We start from the raw sequence: 17,790 nt of genomic DNA on the forward strand, positions 1-17,790 counted from the left end.
GGGGCGGGCATAGGCGAGCCCGCCCCCGAGGGCTGTTACGCGGCCGCGGCCTGGTCGTCGGCGCCGAGCATGGCGTCGGCGATCGCGTTGACGGCACGGAGGACGTTGCCGGCGACGCTGCGGATGAGGTCGACGTCACCGCCGGCCCATCCTGCGACGTACCCGATCGACCACGCGGACGTGTCGAGTCCGAGGAGGCCACCGGCGCAGTACGCGACCGACTCGGCTTCGGTCTCGATCACTCCGCGGTGCTCGCGGGTGCTGCCCTCGTCGAAGTGCAGAAGTGCGTGACCGATCTCGTGCAGGAGGGTCTTGACGCGCATGGCCGGTGCCATCTTGCTGTCGACCCGGATCTGTCGGGCCTGGCCATCGGTGTACCCGTTGAGCCCGTCCTGTGCGATGTCCTCGAGCGCGACATCCCAGCCCTGCGCGGTGATGAAGTCGGCGAGCTGGTCGAAGAGGCCTGCGACGTCGTCGCCCTCGAGGTAGATGGCCGGCTGCTCGGGGAGCGGCTCGCCATCGGTGTCGCGGACGTCGAACACGGAGAGCACCGGGTAGATCACTCGACTGCTGGTGGACTCTTCTCCGGTGGCCTCGTCGACCTCGACGATCCGCTTGGTGGAGTAGCCGAAGATCTTGATCGACTTCGCGCCCTTGACGACGTGACGGCCGAGGGTCTCCCACTGGCGGTAGCCGAGGCAGTGGGTGCCGCCCTGCGCGAGGATGAGCATCTGGTTGGAGAACGAGCGCCGGCGGACGATGCGCGCGAAGCGCAGCCAGGCCTTCCAGTTCTCGCTCTCGGCCAGCGTGGCGACCTGTGCGGTGAGCTGCTCGTGGAGCGCCTCGGCCTGTGCGCGGCGCTCTTCCGGGGTGCGGCGGGTGGTGCCGCTGCGGCGGGTCTTGGTGGTCATGGTGTCCTCCCTCAGAGTGGACGAGTAGTGAATGTGACATTCACTAGTATGAGGCATTCGATATGCCCCGTCAACTCCGATTTGCACCCGCCTGCAGCGGGGGTCTCAGCCCGGAAGGATGTCGGTGGCGGCTTTGGGGTACGCGGTGCGCGGCAGCCCGATCGGCAGCCGGCGACGCTGGGAGCTGCTGCCAAGAGGGAAGGCGTATCGGAAGTTCCCCGGATGCCTGATCTTCGTGACATCGAGCGCGGCGAGCGCCTCGCGCAGCCAGGCTCGCGGGTCTTGCCCTGCGCGGCGGATGGGGGCGCCGAGCGAGACCAGGTGTCGCTCGGCGGCGTCGGCGCCTCGCTCCTGTCCTCTTACCTTGGACAGAGATCTCTCGGAGAGCACGAGGCCGCGGCGGGGGAGGTAGTTCAGGGTGCGTGCGGTGCTGCGGCCGAGGGCGATCGCGTTGACGCTTTGGTATATCCCGCCGATGTGGCCGGGCGAGGTCTGTTCGATGCGCTCGATTGTGGTGCCGTTGTCGAGGGTCTCGGTGATCTGTCGGCGCCGTGGCAAGGGGTCGGCGAAAGAGACGACGCCGCGGATGCCCCGGTCGTAGGCGTGGCGGAAAGCGCGTGCGAGGAACCAGGATTCGGCGTTCGCGGGTGTGTCGGTGAGTACGAATCGGCCGAGCTCGATGCTCTGTTCGTAGGGCTCGAGCGTGCCGAAGACGGAGCTGAGGACTCCTCTGCTCATCGGGGTGGAGAAGGTGGCGACGCCGACCAGTGCCATCTCGTCGACCATGGCGCCGTTGATGGGGAAGCGGTCGTCGCGGGTGAGCAGCCCGATCGAGAAGCGTGCTGCGGGGAAGGATGCTGCGTAGTGCTCGTCGATGACGAATGCTCGCGCGGCGGCTTCCGTGATCGGGGCCACCTGGTATAGACGGGGGTCGAACCCGCCTTCGGAGATGTGGCGCCACGAATGGGCGCCGCGAGACCAACGCTGGCAGTAGTCGCTCGCGGGGGAGGAGGGCGGCTCGGCCGGCATGAGTACCGGCCGAGCGTTCAGGGTGGGCATGAGGTCAGATCTGCGCAGCGATCGCGCGGAGCTGCTCGTCGACGTCGGGGGCGACGTCGATCCACTCACCGGTCCTGGGGTGCAGCCCGACGATGAGCGCGGTGCTGAACAGCAGTGCGCTGCGGCCGTGCTCGGTCAGGTAGAGCGAGGCGAGCAGGTTCGGCTCTGTGACCTTGAGACCGGCTTCCTCGTCGACGAGCAGTGCGTGGCCGTTGGTCAGGCGGAGCTCTGCGACCCAGCCGCCGATCTCGCGCTGGTAGTCGGGCAGCTCGTCGATGCGGATGGTGTCGATCTCGCCAGCGGGGGTGATCTTGATGGCCGTTGTCATGGAGTCCTCCTCAGATCAGAACGGTAGTGAATGTGACATTCACTGATGGTACGCGGGCGACGTACCCTCGTCAACCGCCGTGGACTAGAGGAGTGCTGAGTCGACGCGGCAGCACTTCTGCTGCGCATAGGGGCGTTCACTCAGCGGCATCCAACCCGGTTCCCTTCGCCGAATGAGCCGGGGATGCCCGGCTTCCCCCTCCGTGGTCATGTGGGGGCCGGCGTTGGTCCAGCAGTTCTGCGCGCGCGTCTCGCACCACAGCGCGAGCCGCGCTTCGCGGGGGAGGCAGGCACGATGTGTCCACCAGGCGCGCTTCTCGCCGTAGGGTCCGAACTGGTGGCCCTCGCTGTGCGCGATCGCGTCGTGGACGGCGCGGAAGACGTCGTTGGCGAGCATCGGCGCCCGCTCGCCCGTGGGCAGGGTGACCGTAACGCTGCGAGCCATCGGATGATCCGGCGGAAGGGCCCCCTCGCTGTGCTGCGAGACCTCGGTGCGGAAGTAGAACAGGTGCTTGTTCTCGCGGAGATCGGCCAGCATCGCGGCAGAGTCGGCGTAGGGTTGCTCGGTCTCGCCGTGCCAGGGCTCGAAGGTGTAGCCGGCTTCTGTGAGCATGTCCCACTGAGCGCCGATGTGCTGCCGCAGTGATCGGTAGGAGCGGGCGACCTGCGGGTGCGCGGGCTCGTGCGGTGCGGCCGCGTATGCCCTCGCTGCAGCGATGTCGTCGAGCTCGGTCAGTCGGGGGATCGGCGTGCGCTGTGGGAAACCGTGCGCATCGGCGTACCGCTCTCTGAGCGACTGGATCTCCTTGATCGGCTGGTGGTGACGGTAGCTGTCGTTGCCGGGCACGAAGGCAACGTGCGCTCGAGCGAAGGTGGGTTCTGTTCCGAGACGGGCGGCGATCGCGTTCACGGCGGATGCCGGCAGCGGATACTCGGCGGGTTCCGCGATCTCGAGCTTGCCGTCATAGAGCCTGCCTCCCGGTGCGCCGGCGGCGCGGAGAATGTCGAGGGTCTCCTGGACCTGCTGCTGCGAGCCGGTGCCGGCGGCGAAGCTGTAGACCCGGTCGGGGCCGTCAGCGTCGAAGTACCCGGCCATGATGCTGTCCTGCTCATACCGCCCCGCCAGCTCGCCGGCCCAGTCGGTGACCTGCTCGAAGCTGTCCGCGTGGACGATGTAGGCGCCTGCAGGCTCCGACGTGCCCTCCCAGAGCCCGTCCGCGTGCTGCAGCTCGGAGATCTCGATCCCGTGACGTTCCGCGGCCGCGCGCAGGGTGTCTTCGTACTCGATCCACTCGTCGGTGTCCCAATAGCTGGGGCGCGAGCTCATCCGCATCAGCTCGCCCGAGACCGGCCGGAACGGGGTCGCGCCGATGAAGGCCTCAAGCTGCTTCTCGGCGTTCCGCTCGCGCTTCTCGGCGCGGCGACGCCGCTGCCCTTCGGCCGTCGACGACGGGCACCGCCGCCCTCCGTGGTCGATGTCGTCGCACATGGCCTCTCCCGTTCGTCTGCTGGGTATAGGCCGGGGTTGGGGGTGTTCGCGGACAGAAATCGGGGCCCCGCCGGTCGGCAGGGCCCCGATGAGGGCGGCATGGTCAAACGTCAGCCGTTGAGCTCCTCCCACACCTGGTAGGCGCGGTGAAACTCCGGGCTGTCATCGTCGCCGTCACGCACGAGCTGGTCGAGGTACTCGTCGAGCTCAGCCTGGGAGAGCTGGCGGGGATCCTTCATCCTTCGGCTCCCGCCTCGGCAGGCGGGCAACTGCACCGTGCACGCGGCCGCGAACCGTTCCAGTTCCCGACGTAGAACAGCGCGCACGGCCATTCGTGCTCGCCGCGGCGCCGCAGCCTGGGGACGGTCACCGTGAGCTCGCTGCCCAGGCTCAGCGCGTCCATGATGTCGTCCGCGATGTAGCCGGCCTCCTCGTCCGCCTCGTCCGTGTGCTGCTGGATCGTGCGCACGATCGTTGCGCGCACGTCCAGCGTGACGGTCGGCGATGCCTCGTTCATCGGGTGTCCTCGTCGGGGTCCACACGCTGGATCGCCTCGTGCAGGCGGGCCAGTCGGTCCTCTCGCACGATGATGACGAAGACCACCGCAATGCCGGCAAGAGGCAGGAGCACGATCGGGGCGGGGACCACGATCACCACGCCGACAGCGAGCAGCACGATCGGCAGGATCACCCTCAGCGTTGCGCGGCGGTGCTGACCGAGCTCGTTCCTGATGCGATCCTTGATGACCCCGTCCTGCTGTGCGAAGGCGGTGGCCGGGTCCGAGGAACGCAACATGCTCCGGATTGCGCGAGTTGTCCACTCGCTCAGCGTGCGCTGATGCCGATCCCTACTACTCTCACGCCCGGTCATCGCGTGTACTCGCTCGGGGACGGGATCGGCAGGTCAGGATCGCGGATCTCGTACTGCCGGTCCTCCACGTAGGCCGCGTACTCGTCTGCGAAGTCGTATGCCTCGGCCTCGCTGTGCCCTTCCTGGCGCGCATGATCGAACGCGCTCCGCCACGGCTGACCGGTCGAATCGAGCGGCGGGTACAGGCGGTCGATCAGCACCTGATTCGCAGCGTCGTCGATCCTTCCGCGAGCCTCGGCGTCGGCGATCGCTCTCGCAGTCGCATGTGTGCCGTCTCGCAGCCGCGACAGATCACTCGAAGAGGGCACCACCCGCGCATAGGTGCAGTCGTCCCACCGGCAGTAGGTGGTCGTCTCCTCTGGCGTGAGCGGGCGGGGAGTGACGCTCACCAGCGCGGCGCCGCGTCCGCACACGGGGCATCGTCGAGCCTCCGCGCTGCGGACACCAACGCCGCGGCGATGGGCTGTGTTGTTCCGGCGCTCGGTCATCGCTCGCTCCCGCTCTCGTTGGGCGGGTTGGTGATGATGAACCCTGTGCCGGCGTCGGGCTGGTCCTGGCGCAGTCCGACGATCTCGGTGTCGGTCGCGTCGGTGTCGTTGAGGGTCTGAGCGAGCAGGTCGGCGTACTCGTCCGCGGTGAGTGCCTGGACCGCGGCGGCGTCGGTGACGTCGACGGGCTTGCCGTTGACGTGGAAGATGCGGGTCATGGGGTTCTCTCCTGCTGATGCGTCGTGGTGTCCATCCTCGTCGTGGGTCAGCGGAGGTCGAGCTCGACGCTGTCGGCCTCGAGGTCGGGGATGGTCTGGGCAGGGTGGCTGAACGTGACAGCCGGGCCGTGGACGATTACACGGTCGCCGCGGTGGGTCGTCAGCCGGAGCATCTCGGCGAGGATCCCGTTGGCGTGGACGTTGTATGAGCCGGCGTCGGTCTCGACGCGGAACCCTACGCGCGCCTGACGGTCGGTGAGTCGGCGGACGAGGGTGAGCGGTGTGCGGACGGTTCCTGCGATGGTGACCGCGGTGCCCGTGGGGGCTGCGGCCTGGGTGATGGTCATGGCCTGTCTCCTCAATCAAATAGTGAATGTGACATTCACTGACTATACGCCTGCGAGTCTGGTAGGGGAACCCCCGTGCCTGACTGTGCCGCAGGCCCTTCTTGCTGGGTATAGGCCGGTCTTGGCGCTGTTCGCGGACACCCGAGTTGCGAAGATCGGTGAGGTTAGTCGTCGATGCTGCTGTCGGGTTCGTCACACGCGCCACTGTTGATGGCATCGACGCCGGCTTTCGTGAGCACCCAGCCGGGTTCGACCCATGAGTAGCGCTCGATCAGACCGCGCCTGCGGAGAGACTGGATGGTGCCACCGGGAATCCCCAGGCCTGTCGTATCGAGGTAGCTGGCGCCACCGGAGGGGGACCGGCCATCGGCGATCATCCGCATGGTGACCCGCTGCGACCAGTTCAACGGCGGGGCCTTCTTGCGGCGGTTGAGCTGTCGATGTCAGGCGGAACGTGCGAGCTGCGCAGCGGAGGCGGTCGGCTGCAGCGCGAGGAGCCGCTGCGCCTTCGCTGCTTCGATCTCGCCCGGCAGCTCTCCCTTACGAGCGCCGGAGCGGCCGTAGAGAAGGACTTTCACGCCGGTCTTGGAGGCCTGCGCTCGGTCGGCGATCTCGAGGATGGTCATGCCGGAGGCCATCAGTTGTCGGACGTGCCGGCGAACGGGGTCAGCGGGCACGCGCGGGGCCTGCGGGGCGATGCCGGCTTCCCGCCGCCGGCGTCGCTCTTCGGTCAGCGATGCGTCGGCGCAGGAGATCTCGGCAGGGCATTGATCTCGGTCCTTGCAGCCGAGCTGGTAGCCGTAGGCGGTCCCGTGGTGTTCGGCCGGGATGCTCTGTTCCTTCCGGTTTGCCATCCACTGCCGGTGATACTCGCGGCCCGCCTCGATGCACTCCGGTCGATCGCAGCCACGCGCCCGGCAGGCGTTGGTGCCGTGCGGCTGCAGCTGCCGCGGTCGGGAGACGCGAGGGGCCCGCGGGGTCTGCGGCCGCGGCATCCGCGGCCTGGCCGGCGGTGCCGGGCGATCATGCTTCGCGAGCTCGTCGACTGCTGCCTGATGCCTGGCGGTGGCGTCCTGCAGAGCACGCTCGATCACGCCGCCGACCGATAGGCCGCTTCCGGCGGCGATGGTGGCCGTCTTGAGCGTCTCGACCGCGGAACGCAGCTGGACGCGCAGATCCCGGTGGTCGCTGCGCCACTGTGCGAGCTCGTCGACGTGACGATCCAGCGCTGCTTCGTAGCCGTCGACCGTCTCCGCGAACGTGCTGGCACGCTCGACGGGGAGCGTCTCGGCCGCGAGGCGGGCCTTGTCGATCCACTGATAGCCAGGATGCGTGCGCGTCCTCAGCAACGTCGGTCGCGGGGTCGCGATCCTCAGCGGCGCCGTCTTCGGCGGGCGGGCGGGCCGTGCTGTCGGTGTGCGCTTCGAGGCCTGCTTGGGTCGGCGGGGCTGCGTGGCTTCGGCCGCGGCCCGGCGCTCTTCTCGAGCGGCGATCTTGTCACGCTGCCGGGACTGGTCGCGTGCGGCTGCGTCGCGCTCGAGGATCTCCGCAAGGGGCGTGCCGGCGTCGATGAGCTTCGCGAAGGAGAAGTCGCCGGCATAGCGGGTGTGGATGGTGCGGCAGGGGATGAGCGCGGGGCACGCTGCAGTGCGGCATCCGCGGCGGTACCCGTCCGGGGTGCCGTGCGGGAAGCTGTCGTCGAGCAGGTCGAGGGTGGACATCACGTTCGGCCTCAGTAGCGCAGGAGCTTCGCGGTGACGAGCGACAACAGCGCCGCCCGTTGCGGAGAGTTGAGGCGGGAGAAGTGCGCGCCCAGGGTGTCCAGTGCTGCGGTGAACTCGGCAGGCAGCCCGTCGAGATCCCGCTTGACGCGCCGCTCGTTCGCGTCGCGCTGCGCCTCGGCCTGATCGGTCACACGCCACTCGTCGGTGGCCGCGCGGTCGGCATAGGCGCCCGTGATCCGTGGCGCATGCAGCCCGCGGGTGTAGAGCGAGTTCGGCTCGTCGATCGGGCGAGTGATCGTGATGATCGCGCCGACCGGCGCCGACGTGTACGGCTTGTACGAGCCGAGCTCCTTGTCGGAGATCTCGCCGTCGACGAGCGTGCGGTACCAGTGCGCGAGCTTGCCATTGCCCGCCTGCCTGCGCCCGACGTAGACGACATCCTCAGTGACGGTCTCTGCCGATTCGCTCATGGGCGATCTCCTCAATCAATCAGAAAGTAGTGAATGTGACATTCACTGATACTAGAGAGGTTGCAGCGTTCTCGCAACCGTCGTCGTCGTCGTCGCCGAAAGTCGAGAGCGCTGCCTGTCGGCGGGCACGGTGCGCATGGGCTCATCACGAGGCGCTTCGATCTCGAAGCCGCACGCGCCGCAGCTGTGCAGTCCGACGCCATCGACGTCGTCGGATGGGATGTACATGGTGGTGGGCTCTTCGCACATCAGGCAGCGCATGGTGATCTCCGATCGTGTGGTCAGGCGGTAGCCGCCGGGGTGATCTGCTCGACGGTGGCTGAGTAGCCGCGGTGGGAACCCCAGGCGGCGGCGATGCGGTCGGCGACGTCGCGGTCTTCGCCGAGGTAGGGGCGGTATCGCTTGCCTCGCGGGTCGGTGATGACGACCTGGACGACGCCGGAGGGCTCGCGCACGGTGACTCGGGCAGCAGGGATTGGGTGGGCGTGGACGCGGCCGGCGATGATGAAGGTCGGGTACAGATCGCGTGCGAGCTCGGGGGAGCGGAACACGTCGTGGACCCATGCCGTGATGGCGATCGCGCCGGCAGGACTGAACCCGATGAGGCGGGCGGGGAGCTGCTCGAGCCCGGAGCGGACGAAGTAGTGCTCGTCGACGAGTATCGGCGCCGGCGGATGCAGAGACCGCTCGTCGTGGGCGGGGTAGATCGTCAGGCTGGTGCGGCTGTTCATGAGGCGCTCGTTCATGCGGTGCGGCGGATGCCTACGGCGATGATGTGCGCCTTGGTGGGACGGGAGTAGAAGCCGAAGCTGTCGTCGTCGTCCGAGGCGGAGACGGTTGCGGTGAATGCGACGACGTCGCCGCGCGTCGCGGAGGAGATCTCGGAGGGCTTGGTGCCCCACACGCGCCAGCCTTCGCCCTGGACGAGGATCTTGACGGTGATGCCCCACTGGGTGTCGGTGGTCTTGGTTGCGAGGATCTCACCCTGGATGAGGGTGCGTCCCGTGGGGACGGGGCGGCGCGCTGCCAGCTCGCGCTCGAGCTGCTCGAGCAGCTCGTGGGCAGTGCGGACCTCATCGGCGTCGAGGGTGCCGGTGGAGTCCTCGAGCGAGTCGAGGAGGTAGCCGATCTTCTCGCGCAGCGGGTTGCCCTCCCGGATGCTCAGATGAGCTTCGGTGAGCTGGTCGCGCAGGCCGGGGTGCTCGGCCTCGAAGGCAGCGCGACGGGCGGTGATCGCGCGCGTCGTGTCGATGTGCTCGGCGTGCGCCTTCGCGTGGGCGCGGGCGGTGGCGCGAGCGCTGCTGACGAGCCGGCTGCGAGTGCCGGTGCCGTGGCAGTCGAAGCAGATCGGGCGACCGTGGCCATCGGTGAAGTGGGTGGGCCCGGTGTACAGGCCGGTGCCGATGCACTTGCCGCAGGTGTCGGTGATCCGCTCGGAGCCCTTGCGGCCGGGGAAGGGGTCGACGTAGAAGTCGTGCCAGTCTGCCGGTGCGGTGGTGTCGATGCTGTCCATGGGATCCTCCGATGCGTCTGTGGGTATAGGCCGCGGATCGTTCTCTTCGCGGACATGAAGGGGAAGGTGCGGGGGCGGCTATGTCACGGAGCCGCCCCCGCGGCGGCGACCTGGTTGGGAGGACGGCGGTCGCCGTGAGGGACGGAGCGAAGAGCGCGGCGAGCGCTCGTCAGGCTGCGGTGTGGCGCCTGTCCCTGGGAGGGGAACGGCGTTGCGCGGTTCCCCTGGCTGTGGGTCTGTGGGGTCTCCCTCTACTCAGTTAGTAGTGAATGTGACATTCACAGAGTAGGGGGTTTCTGCGTGCGGGTCAAGCGTCGATCTTGTAGGGATCTTTCTGAAATGTCCATTTCGCAGTTGAAATGTCCACGCGATGTCCATATGGACATTTCGGACGCCGGCCGACCGTCGCGATCATGTGGGCGGCGGTTTCACAGCGCCTCAGCTTCTCTGCTGGATCGCGGCTAGCGCCCGGGTATTGTCGGCACGATGCCGTTGCCGCGTATCCGTTGTTGAAGGGGTGAGTATGTCTGCTGTTGTTGCGCGACTTGACGTGGACCTCACGGATATTGAGTGCATTGTGAAGGTCACGCGGCCACTGGTCGGAGTACCGGACTCCGTGAACTGGACGGAGTTGCCGTCGGGCGTCGCGAAGATCTCCGCTGACGCGACGTTGTACATCTTCGATGACGACGACGAGGGGGAGCCGGAGCGTCGTGTCATCGCGCGCGCTACTGCGTACACCGTCGACCTCGACCGGGTGGGTGACGTCGTTGACGTGTTCGATCAAGTAGGCGGCGAAGCATTCGAGATCACCGAGTCGATTCTCGGTGATGAGAACGTCTTCGAGTGGCTCGACTCCCGCGATCCGCTGGTTGGCGAGCAGGTGTCGCAGCTCGTGATCGTCGAGGGCGTCTTTGTGGAGCCACCGTACCGGGGTCAGCGCCTTGGTCCACGTCTGCTCACGACGCTGGTGGAGACGGTGACCGGCACGGGGAGGGAGACTCTCATCGTTCTCCGCGCGCAACCGGTGCCGTGGGAGCACCTGTCCGAGATCGAGTTTCGGCGCTCCCGAAAGAAGGTCGCTGCGTCGTACGAAAGCGTCGGGTTTGCGCACTTCCGGGACAACATCTATTGGCGTCACAACGCGTTCGTCGGGACCGAGAACCTCGAGGCGTGAGTCACGCCCCCGGGTATTTGGGAACCTTCAGGTCGACCTCCCCGGCCAGGTGGCGAGCGTCGTCGGGCGGGTCCAGTTGCGGCGGGCGGTGCGCTCCGTGGTGAGATCGTGCGGAGCGGCAACGATCCACACGGTCGCTTCCCGCGTCGATCAGATCCGACGAGCCCTCACTGACTATCACCACGATGGCTCACCAACGTCTACGACGAAGACAACCCGGCCGGATCCTCCACCACACCAGGGGACAGGACCATCAATCAAGAAGGGTTTCTCATGCAGTCAGCGCCTCGAGGATGAGACCGCGCACGTGATCAAAGTCGAGGTCGGCCGGAAGCTGGAGCCACGCGTTCTTCTGACCCTTGTAGTGTGTCCCGACGCCGGCGTCAACGAGAGCCGCCGTGCGCATTGGGTCAAGCTTCACCACCACCTGCCCGCCGCTGGTCATGGCGCGCACGGCGCCACTGCTGCTTCCCGAGACGATGAGACTGCCGCGGTGGTTCCGTGACACACCGTCAAGCGCAGTCATCTCGTGAGCGATCGTGTCGAACACTTCATCCCCAGTCATCACGGTTCTCCCTTCATGCGCGGTCGACGACCCCAAAGCGATCCCTACAGGTGGCCCTCAGAAGAAGTGTCCCACTCAGGCTCCTTCACGCGGAAGACCACGGCGCGCAACGCTTCGGGCGCAGAGCTGCGGATCAAGGCCGCCGGGTTACCGGCTCGCAAAACGTTGGAGGACTTCGATTGGGATGCGCAGCGGAGGGCGCTCGCAGACCAGTTCTGACGACCGACAGCAGTTCATCGTCAGCCGGTTCCTACAGATGTCACGCTCCGAGTTGTCCATTTCGCAGGGGAGATGTCTACGCGATGTCCATATGGACCTTTCGGGGCATTGGGGCGAGTCGCTTCGGTGGGATTCGCAAAAAACGTCGAGACGCCGACTGACCGGCGCTCGTAGATTCGAAGCGTGTCCTCAGTCGTCCTTCCACTCACCGCTCAGCGGCATGCGGAACGTGTGAGCCGGGCACTTCACTGGATGGAGGAGCGTCTCGAGGAGCCGGTGACCCTCGCCGAGATCGCGGCGGTCGCTGGTCTTTCGCCGCATCACTTTCACCGCGTCTTCCGTGCGGTCGTGGGTGAGAACCCGAAAGCGCACCTGCGCCGGTTGCGGCTTGAGCGAGCGGTCTACCGACTCAAAGTCAGTACGGACACGGTGCTGCACATCGCGTTGGAATCGGCCGCGTCCGTTTGAGTGGTGGTCTTTCGCTTCGTTGCGATGATCAGCTGTCGTTAGTTTAGGCGGCGGTGATCTCGGGGAGTATCACCGCCTCGTCGATGGTGGGGGTGGTCGCGGTGAGCTCGGTCATGGAGGCTTCGGAGAAGTAGCGGCGGTCGGCGGCTTCCCATTCGTCGTGTTGCTCGACGAGGACGGAGCCGGCCAGGCGGAGCAGGGCGGCGTTGTTCGGGAACACGCCAACGACGTCGGTGCGGCGCTTGATCTCCCGATTGAGGCGTTCCAGCGGGTTCGTGGACCAGATCTGTCGCCAATGCCGGGCGGGGAACGCTTTGAACGCGAGGATGTCGTCACGGGCGTCGGTGAGCATCACGGCGGTCTTGGGGTGGACGCGCTCGATCATGCGCACGACTTCGTCGAACTGGGCATCGATGTGCTCGGCGTCGGGTTGGGCGAAGATCGTGCGGATCACGCTGGCGACCATCTCCTGCCGGCCCTTCGGGAGGGCGGTCAGGACGTTGCGCATGAAGTGGACGCGGCAGCGCTGCCAGGCGGCGCCCTGCAACACGGTCGCTGCGGCCTTCTTCAGTCCGGCGTGGGCGTCGGAGATCACCAGCTTCACCCCGCCCAGACCTCGTGTCTTCAACGAGCGCAGGAACTGCTTCCAGAACTCCTCGGTCTCGCTGTCTCCGACATCGAAGCCCAGCACGACCCGCCGCCCGTCAGCGGCGACGCCGATCGCGACGACGACCGCCTGGGACACGACACGGTGGTCGATGCGGACCTTGCAGTAGGTCGCGTCGAGGAACACGTAGGGGTAGGCGATGTCAGACAGCGAGCGGTCGCGGAACGATGCGACCTCGGCGTCGAGCCCTTGGCAGATGCGGGACACCTCGGACTTCGAGATGCCAGTGTCAGCGCCGAGCGCTTTGACGAGGTCATCGACCTTCCGGGTTGAGACGCCGTGGAGGTAGGCCTCCATCACGACCGCGAACAAGGCTTGGTCGACCCGGCGGCGCCGCTCCAGCAGCGACGGGAAGAACGACCCCTGCCGCAACTTCGGGATCCGCAACTCCAGATCCCCAGCCGTGGTCGACAGCACCCGCGGCCGGGAACCGTTGCGGGTAGTCGTGCGCTCGCTCGTGCGCTCGTAGGGGGCGGCGCCGATGAATGCGGCTGTCTCCGCGTCGATCAGCTCCTGGTAGAGCCGCTCGGTCGCGGCTCGGATGCGGTCGGTGGTGCCGGTGAGCTTCAGTTCCCCGAGCAGCTCGAGGAGGGCAGACTGGTCAAGAGCCATCGTGCGGTGTCGTCTTTCTGTGTGAGTTCTTGGTCGTTCTCACTGACCATCGCACGATGGCTCACCCCGTCGCGGTCACGACGCCGCGGGCCCGAAAGACCACCACCCCGCGGGACTCCAGGCCCGGTAGCCGGGGAACGACTGGGCCCGGCCGGTGAAACCATGCGCCCACTCGGTGAGATCGTCCAGCCGCCCCCTGTGCGTCAGGATGGGGTGAGACACCAGCACTGCTGACCTTCGCACTGCACGGGGCGAGAACGGACCAATACTGAGATGACGATGACGGTTGCTGACGTCGGCACCGATGATGGGGCTATGGCTCCTCGTGCTGACCGGCCCAAGAGGCGGACGTTCACCGCCGAGTTCAAAGCGGCGATCCTGGCCGAGTACGACGCCGCGGACCGCTCTGGGCGTGGGGAGATCCTGCGCCGGGAGGGCCTGTACACCTCCCACATCATCGAGTGGCGCAAGGCCGCGGCCGCCGGCTCGCTGTCCGGGCTGGGCAGCAAGCCGCGGGACCGGCGCGAGCGGGAGCTGCAGGCGCTACGGGCCCGGGCGGAGAAGGCCGAGGCCGAGCTGGCCAAGACCAGGGCGGCGCTGGACCTGATGGGAAAAGCACACGCGCTCTTGGAGACGCTCTCCGAGAGCGCGGACAAGCCGCCGCGGTCGCCGCGGTGATCAACCCGGCCGTCGACGGGCTGGCCGAGCACGTCGGCACCGCGGCTGCGTGCGCGCTGCTGGGTCGCTCCCGCGCCAGTCACTACCGGGCCAAGAACCCGCCACCGCCACGTCCACGGACACCGCGGCCGGCACCGGCGAACAAGCTGTCCGCCGCCGAGCGGGCCCACGTGCTGGCCGTGTTGACCAGCCAGCGGTTCGCGGACAAGTCGGTCGCCCAGGTCTGGGCCACGCTGCTGGACGAGGGCACCTACCTGTGCTCGATGTCCACGATGCACCGGATCCTGCGCGAGCACGACATGGCCGGGGAACGGCGCCGGCAGGCGAGCCACCCGCCCCGGACCCGGCCCGAGCTCGTCGCGACGGCGCCGGGGCAGGTGTGGAGTTGGGACATCACAAAGCTCAAGGGGCCGGAGCGGGGCGTGTACTACGACCTGTACGTCGTGCTCGACATCTTCTCCAGGTTCGTCGTGGGCTGGACCATCGCGGCCCGCGAGGACGCCGAGATCGCCAAGAACCTGCTCGAGCACGCCATGGGCATCCATGGCGTGCCGGAGGCGATCCACGCCGACCGCGGGACCTCGATGACCTCCAAACCGGTCGCTCAGCTGCTCGTCGACCTCGGGGTGGCCAGGTCGCACTCCCGCCCGCACGTGTCGAACGACAACCCTTACAGCGAGGCGGCGTTCAAGACGCTGAAGTACGCCCCGGTCTTCCCCGAGCGCTTCGGGTCCCTGGCCGACGCCGGCGCGTTCGCCGAGCAGTTCTTCGCCTACTACAACCACGAGCACCGCCACTGCGGGATCGGGCTGCACACCCCCGCCAGCGTCCACTTCGGCACCGCCGGGCAGGTCCGCGCCCAGCGCCAGGCCACCCTGGACGCGGCCTACGCCGCCCGTCCCGAGCGCTTCGGCCACCGCCGACCCCAGGCGCCCAAGCTGCCCGAGGCCGCCTGGATCAACCAGCCCTCACAGGAGGCCCTCATACAGACCGCCTGACGGAATCTGTCTCACCCGCCTTGACACTTTCCGGAAGACCACGGCCTGCTCACTCGCACCGTCTACCCCGAGGTTCCCGCTCGCGTGGAGTACGAACTTACTGACCTCGGACACAGCGCAGCCGCCCCGTTGAAGCATCTGCGCGACTGGGTTGAACACAACGTCGGAACCGACCAGTAGCGACCCCCTCGGCGCTACATCGAGCCAGGAGTCCCGGCCTCCGCGTAATACCGCGTCAACACAGACGAGGCGTCGCGGTCGCCGTCACCGGACACGACAGAGTTCAGCAGGTACCGGTACCCGTCACCGGTCGTCATCACCCTAATTGATAACGTCACACCTAGAAGGTGCGAAGTAACCGACGCGCGAGCACAGGAGCGCTTCTGTCATTTCGAAGGCGAGACTTCGCGCGATTGGGATTCGCCGGGCCATCCTTCTTCTCTTTCGTCGAACGTCACCGCAACACCGTGTCGCTGGGGTTCGTGAAATCTTCTTCCGGAAGCGAAACCCAGGTACTGCGCCATGAGGAACTCGCCGCAGCGATGCACAGGCGTTCGACAGTTCGGTCGCACGAACCGATCGTTTGTTAACGGACGGCACTGTACGTCGATCGAAAGTCGCGCCGACACCCCCTGCGAATTCGCGTCGCGGGATAGTTTGCCAGGATCCGGCGATCAGCGTGGTGCGCATCAAGGAGGTGCGCAGCGGCCTCAGCACGAGGAGCCTGCCCGCGAGGCCGACCACCCCGCCCCTAGGAACGGTAGGAGTGCGACGTCGGGGCGAGCTGGGGGCCACCCCCCGAGACCGAAAGTAGCACCGCAGCGACGATAAGCGCCACGCCAACCAGGGTGGTCGTCAGCTCCCCGACCAACGAACCGATCCATCCGCGTTCCTGGAGGTCTCGGAACATCCTTATGCTCAGCCCGAACGTTCCGTTCGAGCTGCGAACCGATCGTCTCGATGCGTCGTGGCAGACGCCTCAGCTGTCCACCGATGACCTGGAGTTGCACGCGGCCGTCGGCGAACATCTCCCTTGAGTCCATCGCCAGACGTATGAAATGAGGAGTTCGAGCAAGGGCCCGATCGACCAAGTCGTAGTCGGCAACGAGCTGGCACAGCGTTCCCTCGAGTGACACGAAGGAAACGACTGGCGTTCTCCTCCGCTGTTGGGGACGTCGGGTCGGCTGAAATAATGGCCGGGACGATACGGTGGCGAGTCAGAGCGCCGTGATCCACCGCGCGATCTCGTCAGCGATCTCGTCGCTATTGTCTTCGACCATCAGCGAGTGGCCGTTCCCAGCGAGAAGAGGCAGTTCGGACGACCAGAAGGTGACGGCGGCGCCCTGATCGGTGAGCCAGGCCACGATGTCCTGATCCAGCTGCGAGGGGTGGTCGGTATCGGCTCCACCCGTGAAGACGAGAATCGGCTTGTTCGTGAACGCGTCGGTCGGCCCGATCCTCATTTGGCTCCCACCGATGTTCTGACGCTGATAAAGCATCCGGGCCGGGATCGGCCGAAGGGTGCGGCGGAACACCTCGATGCACTCGCGGGGGAACCGCCGGCTGGGTCCGATGGCCTTGTCGTTCACGAAGGCGCTTGTGGGTTCCCAGAAACCCATCTTCGGGATGGTCCAGTCGATGGCCGCTCCACGGATGGAGACCTCCTGGTCGGACTCCCTCACGATCTCGGGCACCGCCTGTATATTTCCAGGCGGGCCCGGAGCGACGGCTACGAGCCCGTCGATGAGATCGCCATGCGTCTCTAGGAGGCGGAAGCCAATCGGACCTGCCATCGAGTGCACGACCAGCACGACGTTCCGGCCGAGACCAGAGAGGAACACGCCCATCCCTCGGCACACGCTCTCATAGTCCAGCCGCGCAGACGCCGCACGATCATCGACGTGTTGGGCCGCCTCATAGGACAACCCCAGCCAGTCCACCACCAGCACACCGTAGCCATGCGATACGAATCGTGCCGCCCAGCCCTGTCGGCCGTCGGGCGTCTCGAGATAGTACTCGTTCGAGGCACCACCCCCGTGCACGAGGACGATCCACCGAGCAGGCGCACCCGACGGCGCCAGTTCGGTGTACGAGATCGGCGCGACGTCGTCTGGGCGTGAAATCGAATCCATAGCTTCCCCAGGCCTGTTAGGCAATGACGGCGTCGAGGGCCCGTGCGAGCCTCTCCGGATGCGTGAGCATCACCAAATGGCTTCCGTCGATCTCGATCGTGCGCGGACTATCAAGCCGCCCGGCCGCGGCCTGGTAGATCTCAGCGGGAACGGCCTGGTCCTGAGCGAGGAACACATAACTTGACGGGATGCTGCTCGCCCAGAACCGGTCGAGGCGGATCGGCTCATCGGACCAGCCTGCCGGCGCTGGGACGAGCCTCGGCTCGAGCGCGGCGAGCTGCTGCTGCTCGAACGGGGACATGTCCTGCATAGACGCGGCCCAGAGCTCAGGCGGCATGACGATGGTGTTGTCGTCGGACTGACTCGCAAGCGCCTTCGTCGCTGCGACCAACGGATCGGGGAGCACGTCGTTAATGGTCTCGCCGTCGCGCAGCACCCAGGCGTCGACGAAGACGACCCGGCCGATGCGCTCGGGCATCGCCTCAGCGACGAGTTGGATGAGCGGACCTCCGCCGCTATGACCGACGAGCACGATGTCGAGCTGGGTGAGCTCTCTTACCTGATCGATCAGATCGCGCGCCATCATGCTCATCGTGACGCCGGAGCGGTCCACGTCACCGTCTTCGAGACCGCGCAGCGTCGGCGCGATCACCTCGTGCCCCATTCTGCGCAATTCGTCGGCGACGCCGTCCCACACCCAGCCGCCTACCCATCCGCCGTGCACCAGTACGATCTGCATTGATCATCCTCTTCGCATATTTATCTGCTGAGCAGAACTTGTTCCTAACTAGAAGACACAATAGCTTGCGCGGCGCCAACAGTCCAGCATGGCTCGAGCTCTCTTCAGAACGCGCCGAA

Annotated in this window: 23 protein-coding genes; 4 read left to right on the forward strand and 19 right to left on the reverse strand. The window is 66.8% G+C overall.

Annotation, left to right across the window (positions count from 1 at the left end):
• Positions 1 to 35: 35 nt before the first annotated feature.
• The 15 genes from IZR02_RS17095 to IZR02_RS17160 all read right to left on the reverse strand — a co-directional run bounded on the left by IZR02_RS17095 (position 36) and on the right by IZR02_RS17160 (position 9,416).
• A complete protein-coding gene (locus IZR02_RS17095; RefSeq protein WP_062633409.1) occupies positions 36 to 911 on the reverse strand; it encodes an ArdC-like ssDNA-binding domain-containing protein in 876 nt (291 codons plus the stop codon).
• Between the two features lie 105 nt (positions 912 to 1,016).
• Complete coding sequence (locus IZR02_RS17100; protein ID WP_139833212.1) at positions 1,017 to 1,970, reverse strand: hypothetical protein; 954 nt, start codon at positions 1,968 to 1,970, stop codon at positions 1,017 to 1,019.
• 4 nt (positions 1,971 to 1,974) lie between these two features.
• The gene (locus IZR02_RS17105) at positions 1,975 to 2,298 is read right to left on the reverse strand and encodes a DUF3846 domain-containing protein (RefSeq protein ID WP_005052776.1); all 324 of its coding nucleotides are present in this window, start codon (positions 2,296 to 2,298) and stop codon (positions 1,975 to 1,977) included.
• An 84-nt stretch (positions 2,299 to 2,382) separates the two neighbouring features.
• Positions 2,383 to 3,786, reverse strand: coding sequence for a hypothetical protein (locus IZR02_RS17110; protein WP_005052778.1), 1,404 nt, complete (start codon positions 3,784 to 3,786; stop codon positions 2,383 to 2,385).
• Between the two features lie 110 nt (positions 3,787 to 3,896).
• On the reverse strand, positions 3,897 to 4,025 hold the full coding sequence (locus IZR02_RS18055) for a hypothetical protein (protein WP_005052780.1): 129 nt from the start codon (positions 4,023 to 4,025) through the stop codon (positions 3,897 to 3,899).
• Entirely contained in the window at positions 4,022 to 4,303 is a 282-nt protein-coding gene (locus IZR02_RS17115; protein ID WP_005052783.1) for a hypothetical protein, read from the reverse strand. The genes IZR02_RS18055 and IZR02_RS17115 overlap by 4 nt, the downstream gene beginning before the upstream one ends.
• Positions 4,300 to 4,581, reverse strand: coding sequence for a hypothetical protein (locus IZR02_RS17120; RefSeq protein WP_043341033.1), 282 nt, complete (start codon positions 4,579 to 4,581; stop codon positions 4,300 to 4,302). Before IZR02_RS17120 ends, IZR02_RS17115 begins: the two co-directional genes overlap by 4 nt.
• Positions 4,582 to 4,652: 71 nt before the next feature.
• Complete coding sequence (locus IZR02_RS17125; RefSeq protein ID WP_043341034.1) at positions 4,653 to 5,069, reverse strand: hypothetical protein; 417 nt, start codon at positions 5,067 to 5,069, stop codon at positions 4,653 to 4,655.
• Between the two features lie 71 nt (positions 5,070 to 5,140).
• On the reverse strand, positions 5,141 to 5,362 hold the full coding sequence (locus IZR02_RS17130) for a hypothetical protein (protein ID WP_005052790.1): 222 nt from the start codon (positions 5,360 to 5,362) through the stop codon (positions 5,141 to 5,143).
• A gap of 47 nt (positions 5,363 to 5,409) precedes the next feature.
• Complete coding sequence (locus tag IZR02_RS17135) at positions 5,410 to 5,709, reverse strand: hypothetical protein (RefSeq protein WP_062633405.1); 300 nt, start codon at positions 5,707 to 5,709, stop codon at positions 5,410 to 5,412.
• A 164-nt stretch (positions 5,710 to 5,873) separates the two neighbouring features.
• Positions 5,874 to 6,116 carry a hypothetical protein gene (locus IZR02_RS17140; RefSeq protein ID WP_005051904.1) on the reverse strand — a complete coding sequence of 81 codons (243 nt, stop codon included), beginning with the start codon at positions 6,114 to 6,116 and terminating at the stop codon, positions 5,874 to 5,876.
• A gap of 36 nt (positions 6,117 to 6,152) precedes the next feature.
• Complete coding sequence (locus IZR02_RS17145; protein WP_005051902.1) at positions 6,153 to 7,430, reverse strand: hypothetical protein; 1,278 nt, start codon at positions 7,428 to 7,430, stop codon at positions 6,153 to 6,155.
• Positions 7,431 to 7,441: 11 nt separating this feature from the next.
• Positions 7,442 to 7,903 carry a hypothetical protein gene (locus tag IZR02_RS17150; protein WP_005051901.1) on the reverse strand — a complete coding sequence of 154 codons (462 nt, stop codon included), beginning with the start codon at positions 7,901 to 7,903 and terminating at the stop codon, positions 7,442 to 7,444.
• 281 nt (positions 7,904 to 8,184) lie between these two features.
• On the reverse strand, positions 8,185 to 8,634 hold the full coding sequence (locus IZR02_RS17155; RefSeq protein ID WP_062633397.1) for a hypothetical protein: 450 nt from the start codon (positions 8,632 to 8,634) through the stop codon (positions 8,185 to 8,187).
• An 11-nt stretch (positions 8,635 to 8,645) separates the two neighbouring features.
• Positions 8,646 to 9,416 (reverse strand): hypothetical protein, encoded by a 771-nt coding sequence (locus IZR02_RS17160; RefSeq protein ID WP_217316627.1) that lies wholly within the window; start codon positions 9,414 to 9,416, stop codon positions 8,646 to 8,648.
• A 523-nt stretch (positions 9,417 to 9,939) separates the two neighbouring features.
• Between IZR02_RS17160 and IZR02_RS17165 the strand changes: the two genes are divergently transcribed.
• Complete coding sequence (locus IZR02_RS17165) at positions 9,940 to 10,593, forward strand: GNAT family N-acetyltransferase (RefSeq protein WP_005055300.1); 654 nt, start codon at positions 9,940 to 9,942, stop codon at positions 10,591 to 10,593.
• Positions 10,594 to 10,864: 271 nt separating this feature from the next.
• On the opposite strand, the gene IZR02_RS17170 is transcribed toward IZR02_RS17165, so the two are convergent.
• A complete protein-coding gene (locus IZR02_RS17170) occupies positions 10,865 to 11,158 on the reverse strand; it encodes a hypothetical protein (protein WP_005055297.1) in 294 nt (97 codons plus the stop codon).
• 402 nt (positions 11,159 to 11,560) lie between these two features.
• Between IZR02_RS17170 and IZR02_RS17175 the strand changes: the two genes are divergently transcribed.
• Positions 11,561 to 11,845, forward strand: a complete 285-nt coding sequence (locus IZR02_RS17175) for a helix-turn-helix domain-containing protein (RefSeq protein ID WP_139833211.1) — start codon at positions 11,561 to 11,563, stop codon at positions 11,843 to 11,845.
• A 43-nt stretch (positions 11,846 to 11,888) separates the two neighbouring features.
• On the opposite strand, the gene IZR02_RS17180 is transcribed toward IZR02_RS17175, so the two are convergent.
• A complete protein-coding gene (locus IZR02_RS17180; RefSeq protein WP_046746337.1) occupies positions 11,889 to 13,124 on the reverse strand; it encodes an IS256 family transposase in 1,236 nt (411 codons plus the stop codon).
• Between the two features lie 279 nt (positions 13,125 to 13,403).
• Between IZR02_RS17180 and IZR02_RS17190 the strand changes: the two genes are divergently transcribed.
• Positions 13,404 to 14,800 (forward strand): IS3 family transposase gene (locus IZR02_RS17190; RefSeq protein ID WP_370428832.1). Its coding sequence is split into 2 segments (ribosomal slippage): positions 13,404 to 13,740 and positions 13,740 to 14,800, totalling 1,398 coding nucleotides; the frame shifts between segments, so codons are not numbered across the junction.
• 45 nt (positions 14,801 to 14,845) lie between these two features.
• Positions 14,846 to 14,980 (forward strand): winged helix-turn-helix transcriptional regulator, encoded by a 135-nt coding sequence (locus IZR02_RS17195; RefSeq protein WP_082802890.1) that lies wholly within the window; start codon positions 14,846 to 14,848, stop codon positions 14,978 to 14,980.
• Between the two features lie 1,037 nt (positions 14,981 to 16,017).
• Here the strand turns inward: IZR02_RS17195 and IZR02_RS17200 are convergent.
• Positions 16,018 to 16,932, reverse strand: coding sequence for an alpha/beta fold hydrolase (locus IZR02_RS17200; RefSeq protein WP_005054941.1), 915 nt, complete (start codon positions 16,930 to 16,932; stop codon positions 16,018 to 16,020).
• Positions 16,933 to 16,948: 16 nt separating this feature from the next.
• A complete protein-coding gene (locus IZR02_RS17205) occupies positions 16,949 to 17,671 on the reverse strand; it encodes an alpha/beta fold hydrolase (protein WP_005054944.1) in 723 nt (240 codons plus the stop codon).
• Positions 17,672 to 17,790: the final 119 nt, after the last annotated feature.

This window comes from Microbacterium paraoxydans (genome assembly GCF_019056515.1).
GTDB lineage: Bacteria > Actinomycetota > Actinomycetes > Actinomycetales > Microbacteriaceae > Microbacterium.

What these genes read in the sequence shown, in the direction of transcription:
- IZR02_RS17180 (WP_046746337.1), bottom strand. Translation starts at nt 13,124, where the DNA reads ATGGCTCTTGACCAGTCTGCCCTCCTCGAGCTGCTCGGGGAACTGAAG.
- IZR02_RS17105 (WP_005052776.1), bottom strand. Translation starts at nt 2,298, where the DNA reads ATGACAACGGCCATCAAGATCACCCCCGCTGGCGAGATCGACACCATC.
- IZR02_RS17120 (WP_043341033.1), bottom strand. Translation starts at nt 4,581, where the DNA reads ATGTTGCGTTCCTCGGACCCGGCCACCGCCTTCGCACAGCAGGACGGG.
- IZR02_RS17095 (WP_062633409.1), bottom strand. Translation starts at nt 911, where the DNA reads ATGACCACCAAGACCCGCCGCAGCGGCACCACCCGCCGCACCCCGGAA.
- IZR02_RS17100 (WP_139833212.1), bottom strand. Translation starts at nt 1,970, where the DNA reads ATGCCCACCCTGAACGCTCGGCCGGTACTCATGCCGGCCGAGCCGCCC.
- IZR02_RS17145 (WP_005051902.1), bottom strand. Translation starts at nt 7,430, where the DNA reads ATGTCCACCCTCGACCTGCTCGACGACAGCTTCCCGCACGGCACCCCG.
- IZR02_RS18055 (WP_005052780.1), bottom strand. Translation starts at nt 4,025, where the DNA reads ATGAAGGATCCCCGCCAGCTCTCCCAGGCTGAGCTCGACGAGTACCTC.
- IZR02_RS17155 (WP_062633397.1), bottom strand. Translation starts at nt 8,634, where the DNA reads ATGAACAGCCGCACCAGCCTGACGATCTACCCCGCCCACGACGAGCGG.
- IZR02_RS17130 (WP_005052790.1), bottom strand. Translation starts at nt 5,362, where the DNA reads ATGACCCGCATCTTCCACGTCAACGGCAAGCCCGTCGACGTCACCGAC.
- IZR02_RS17205 (WP_005054944.1), bottom strand. Translation starts at nt 17,671, where the DNA reads ATGCAGATCGTACTGGTGCACGGCGGATGGGTAGGCGGCTGGGTGTGG.
- IZR02_RS17200 (WP_005054941.1), bottom strand. Translation starts at nt 16,932, where the DNA reads ATGGATTCGATTTCACGCCCAGACGACGTCGCGCCGATCTCGTACACC.
- IZR02_RS17150 (WP_005051901.1), bottom strand. Translation starts at nt 7,903, where the DNA reads ATGAGCGAATCGGCAGAGACCGTCACTGAGGATGTCGTCTACGTCGGG.
- IZR02_RS17115 (WP_005052783.1), bottom strand. Translation starts at nt 4,303, where the DNA reads ATGAACGAGGCATCGCCGACCGTCACGCTGGACGTGCGCGCAACGATC.
- IZR02_RS17160 (WP_217316627.1), bottom strand. Translation starts at nt 9,416, where the DNA reads ATGGACAGCATCGACACCACCGCACCGGCAGACTGGCACGACTTCTAC.
- IZR02_RS17135 (WP_062633405.1), bottom strand. Translation starts at nt 5,709, where the DNA reads ATGACCATCACCCAGGCCGCAGCCCCCACGGGCACCGCGGTCACCATC.
- IZR02_RS17165 (WP_005055300.1), top strand. Translation starts at nt 9,940, where the DNA reads ATGTCTGCTGTTGTTGCGCGACTTGACGTGGACCTCACGGATATTGAG.
- IZR02_RS17170 (WP_005055297.1), bottom strand. Translation starts at nt 11,158, where the DNA reads ATGACTGGGGATGAAGTGTTCGACACGATCGCTCACGAGATGACTGCG.
- IZR02_RS17110 (WP_005052778.1), bottom strand. Translation starts at nt 3,786, where the DNA reads ATGTGCGACGACATCGACCACGGAGGGCGGCGGTGCCCGTCGTCGACG.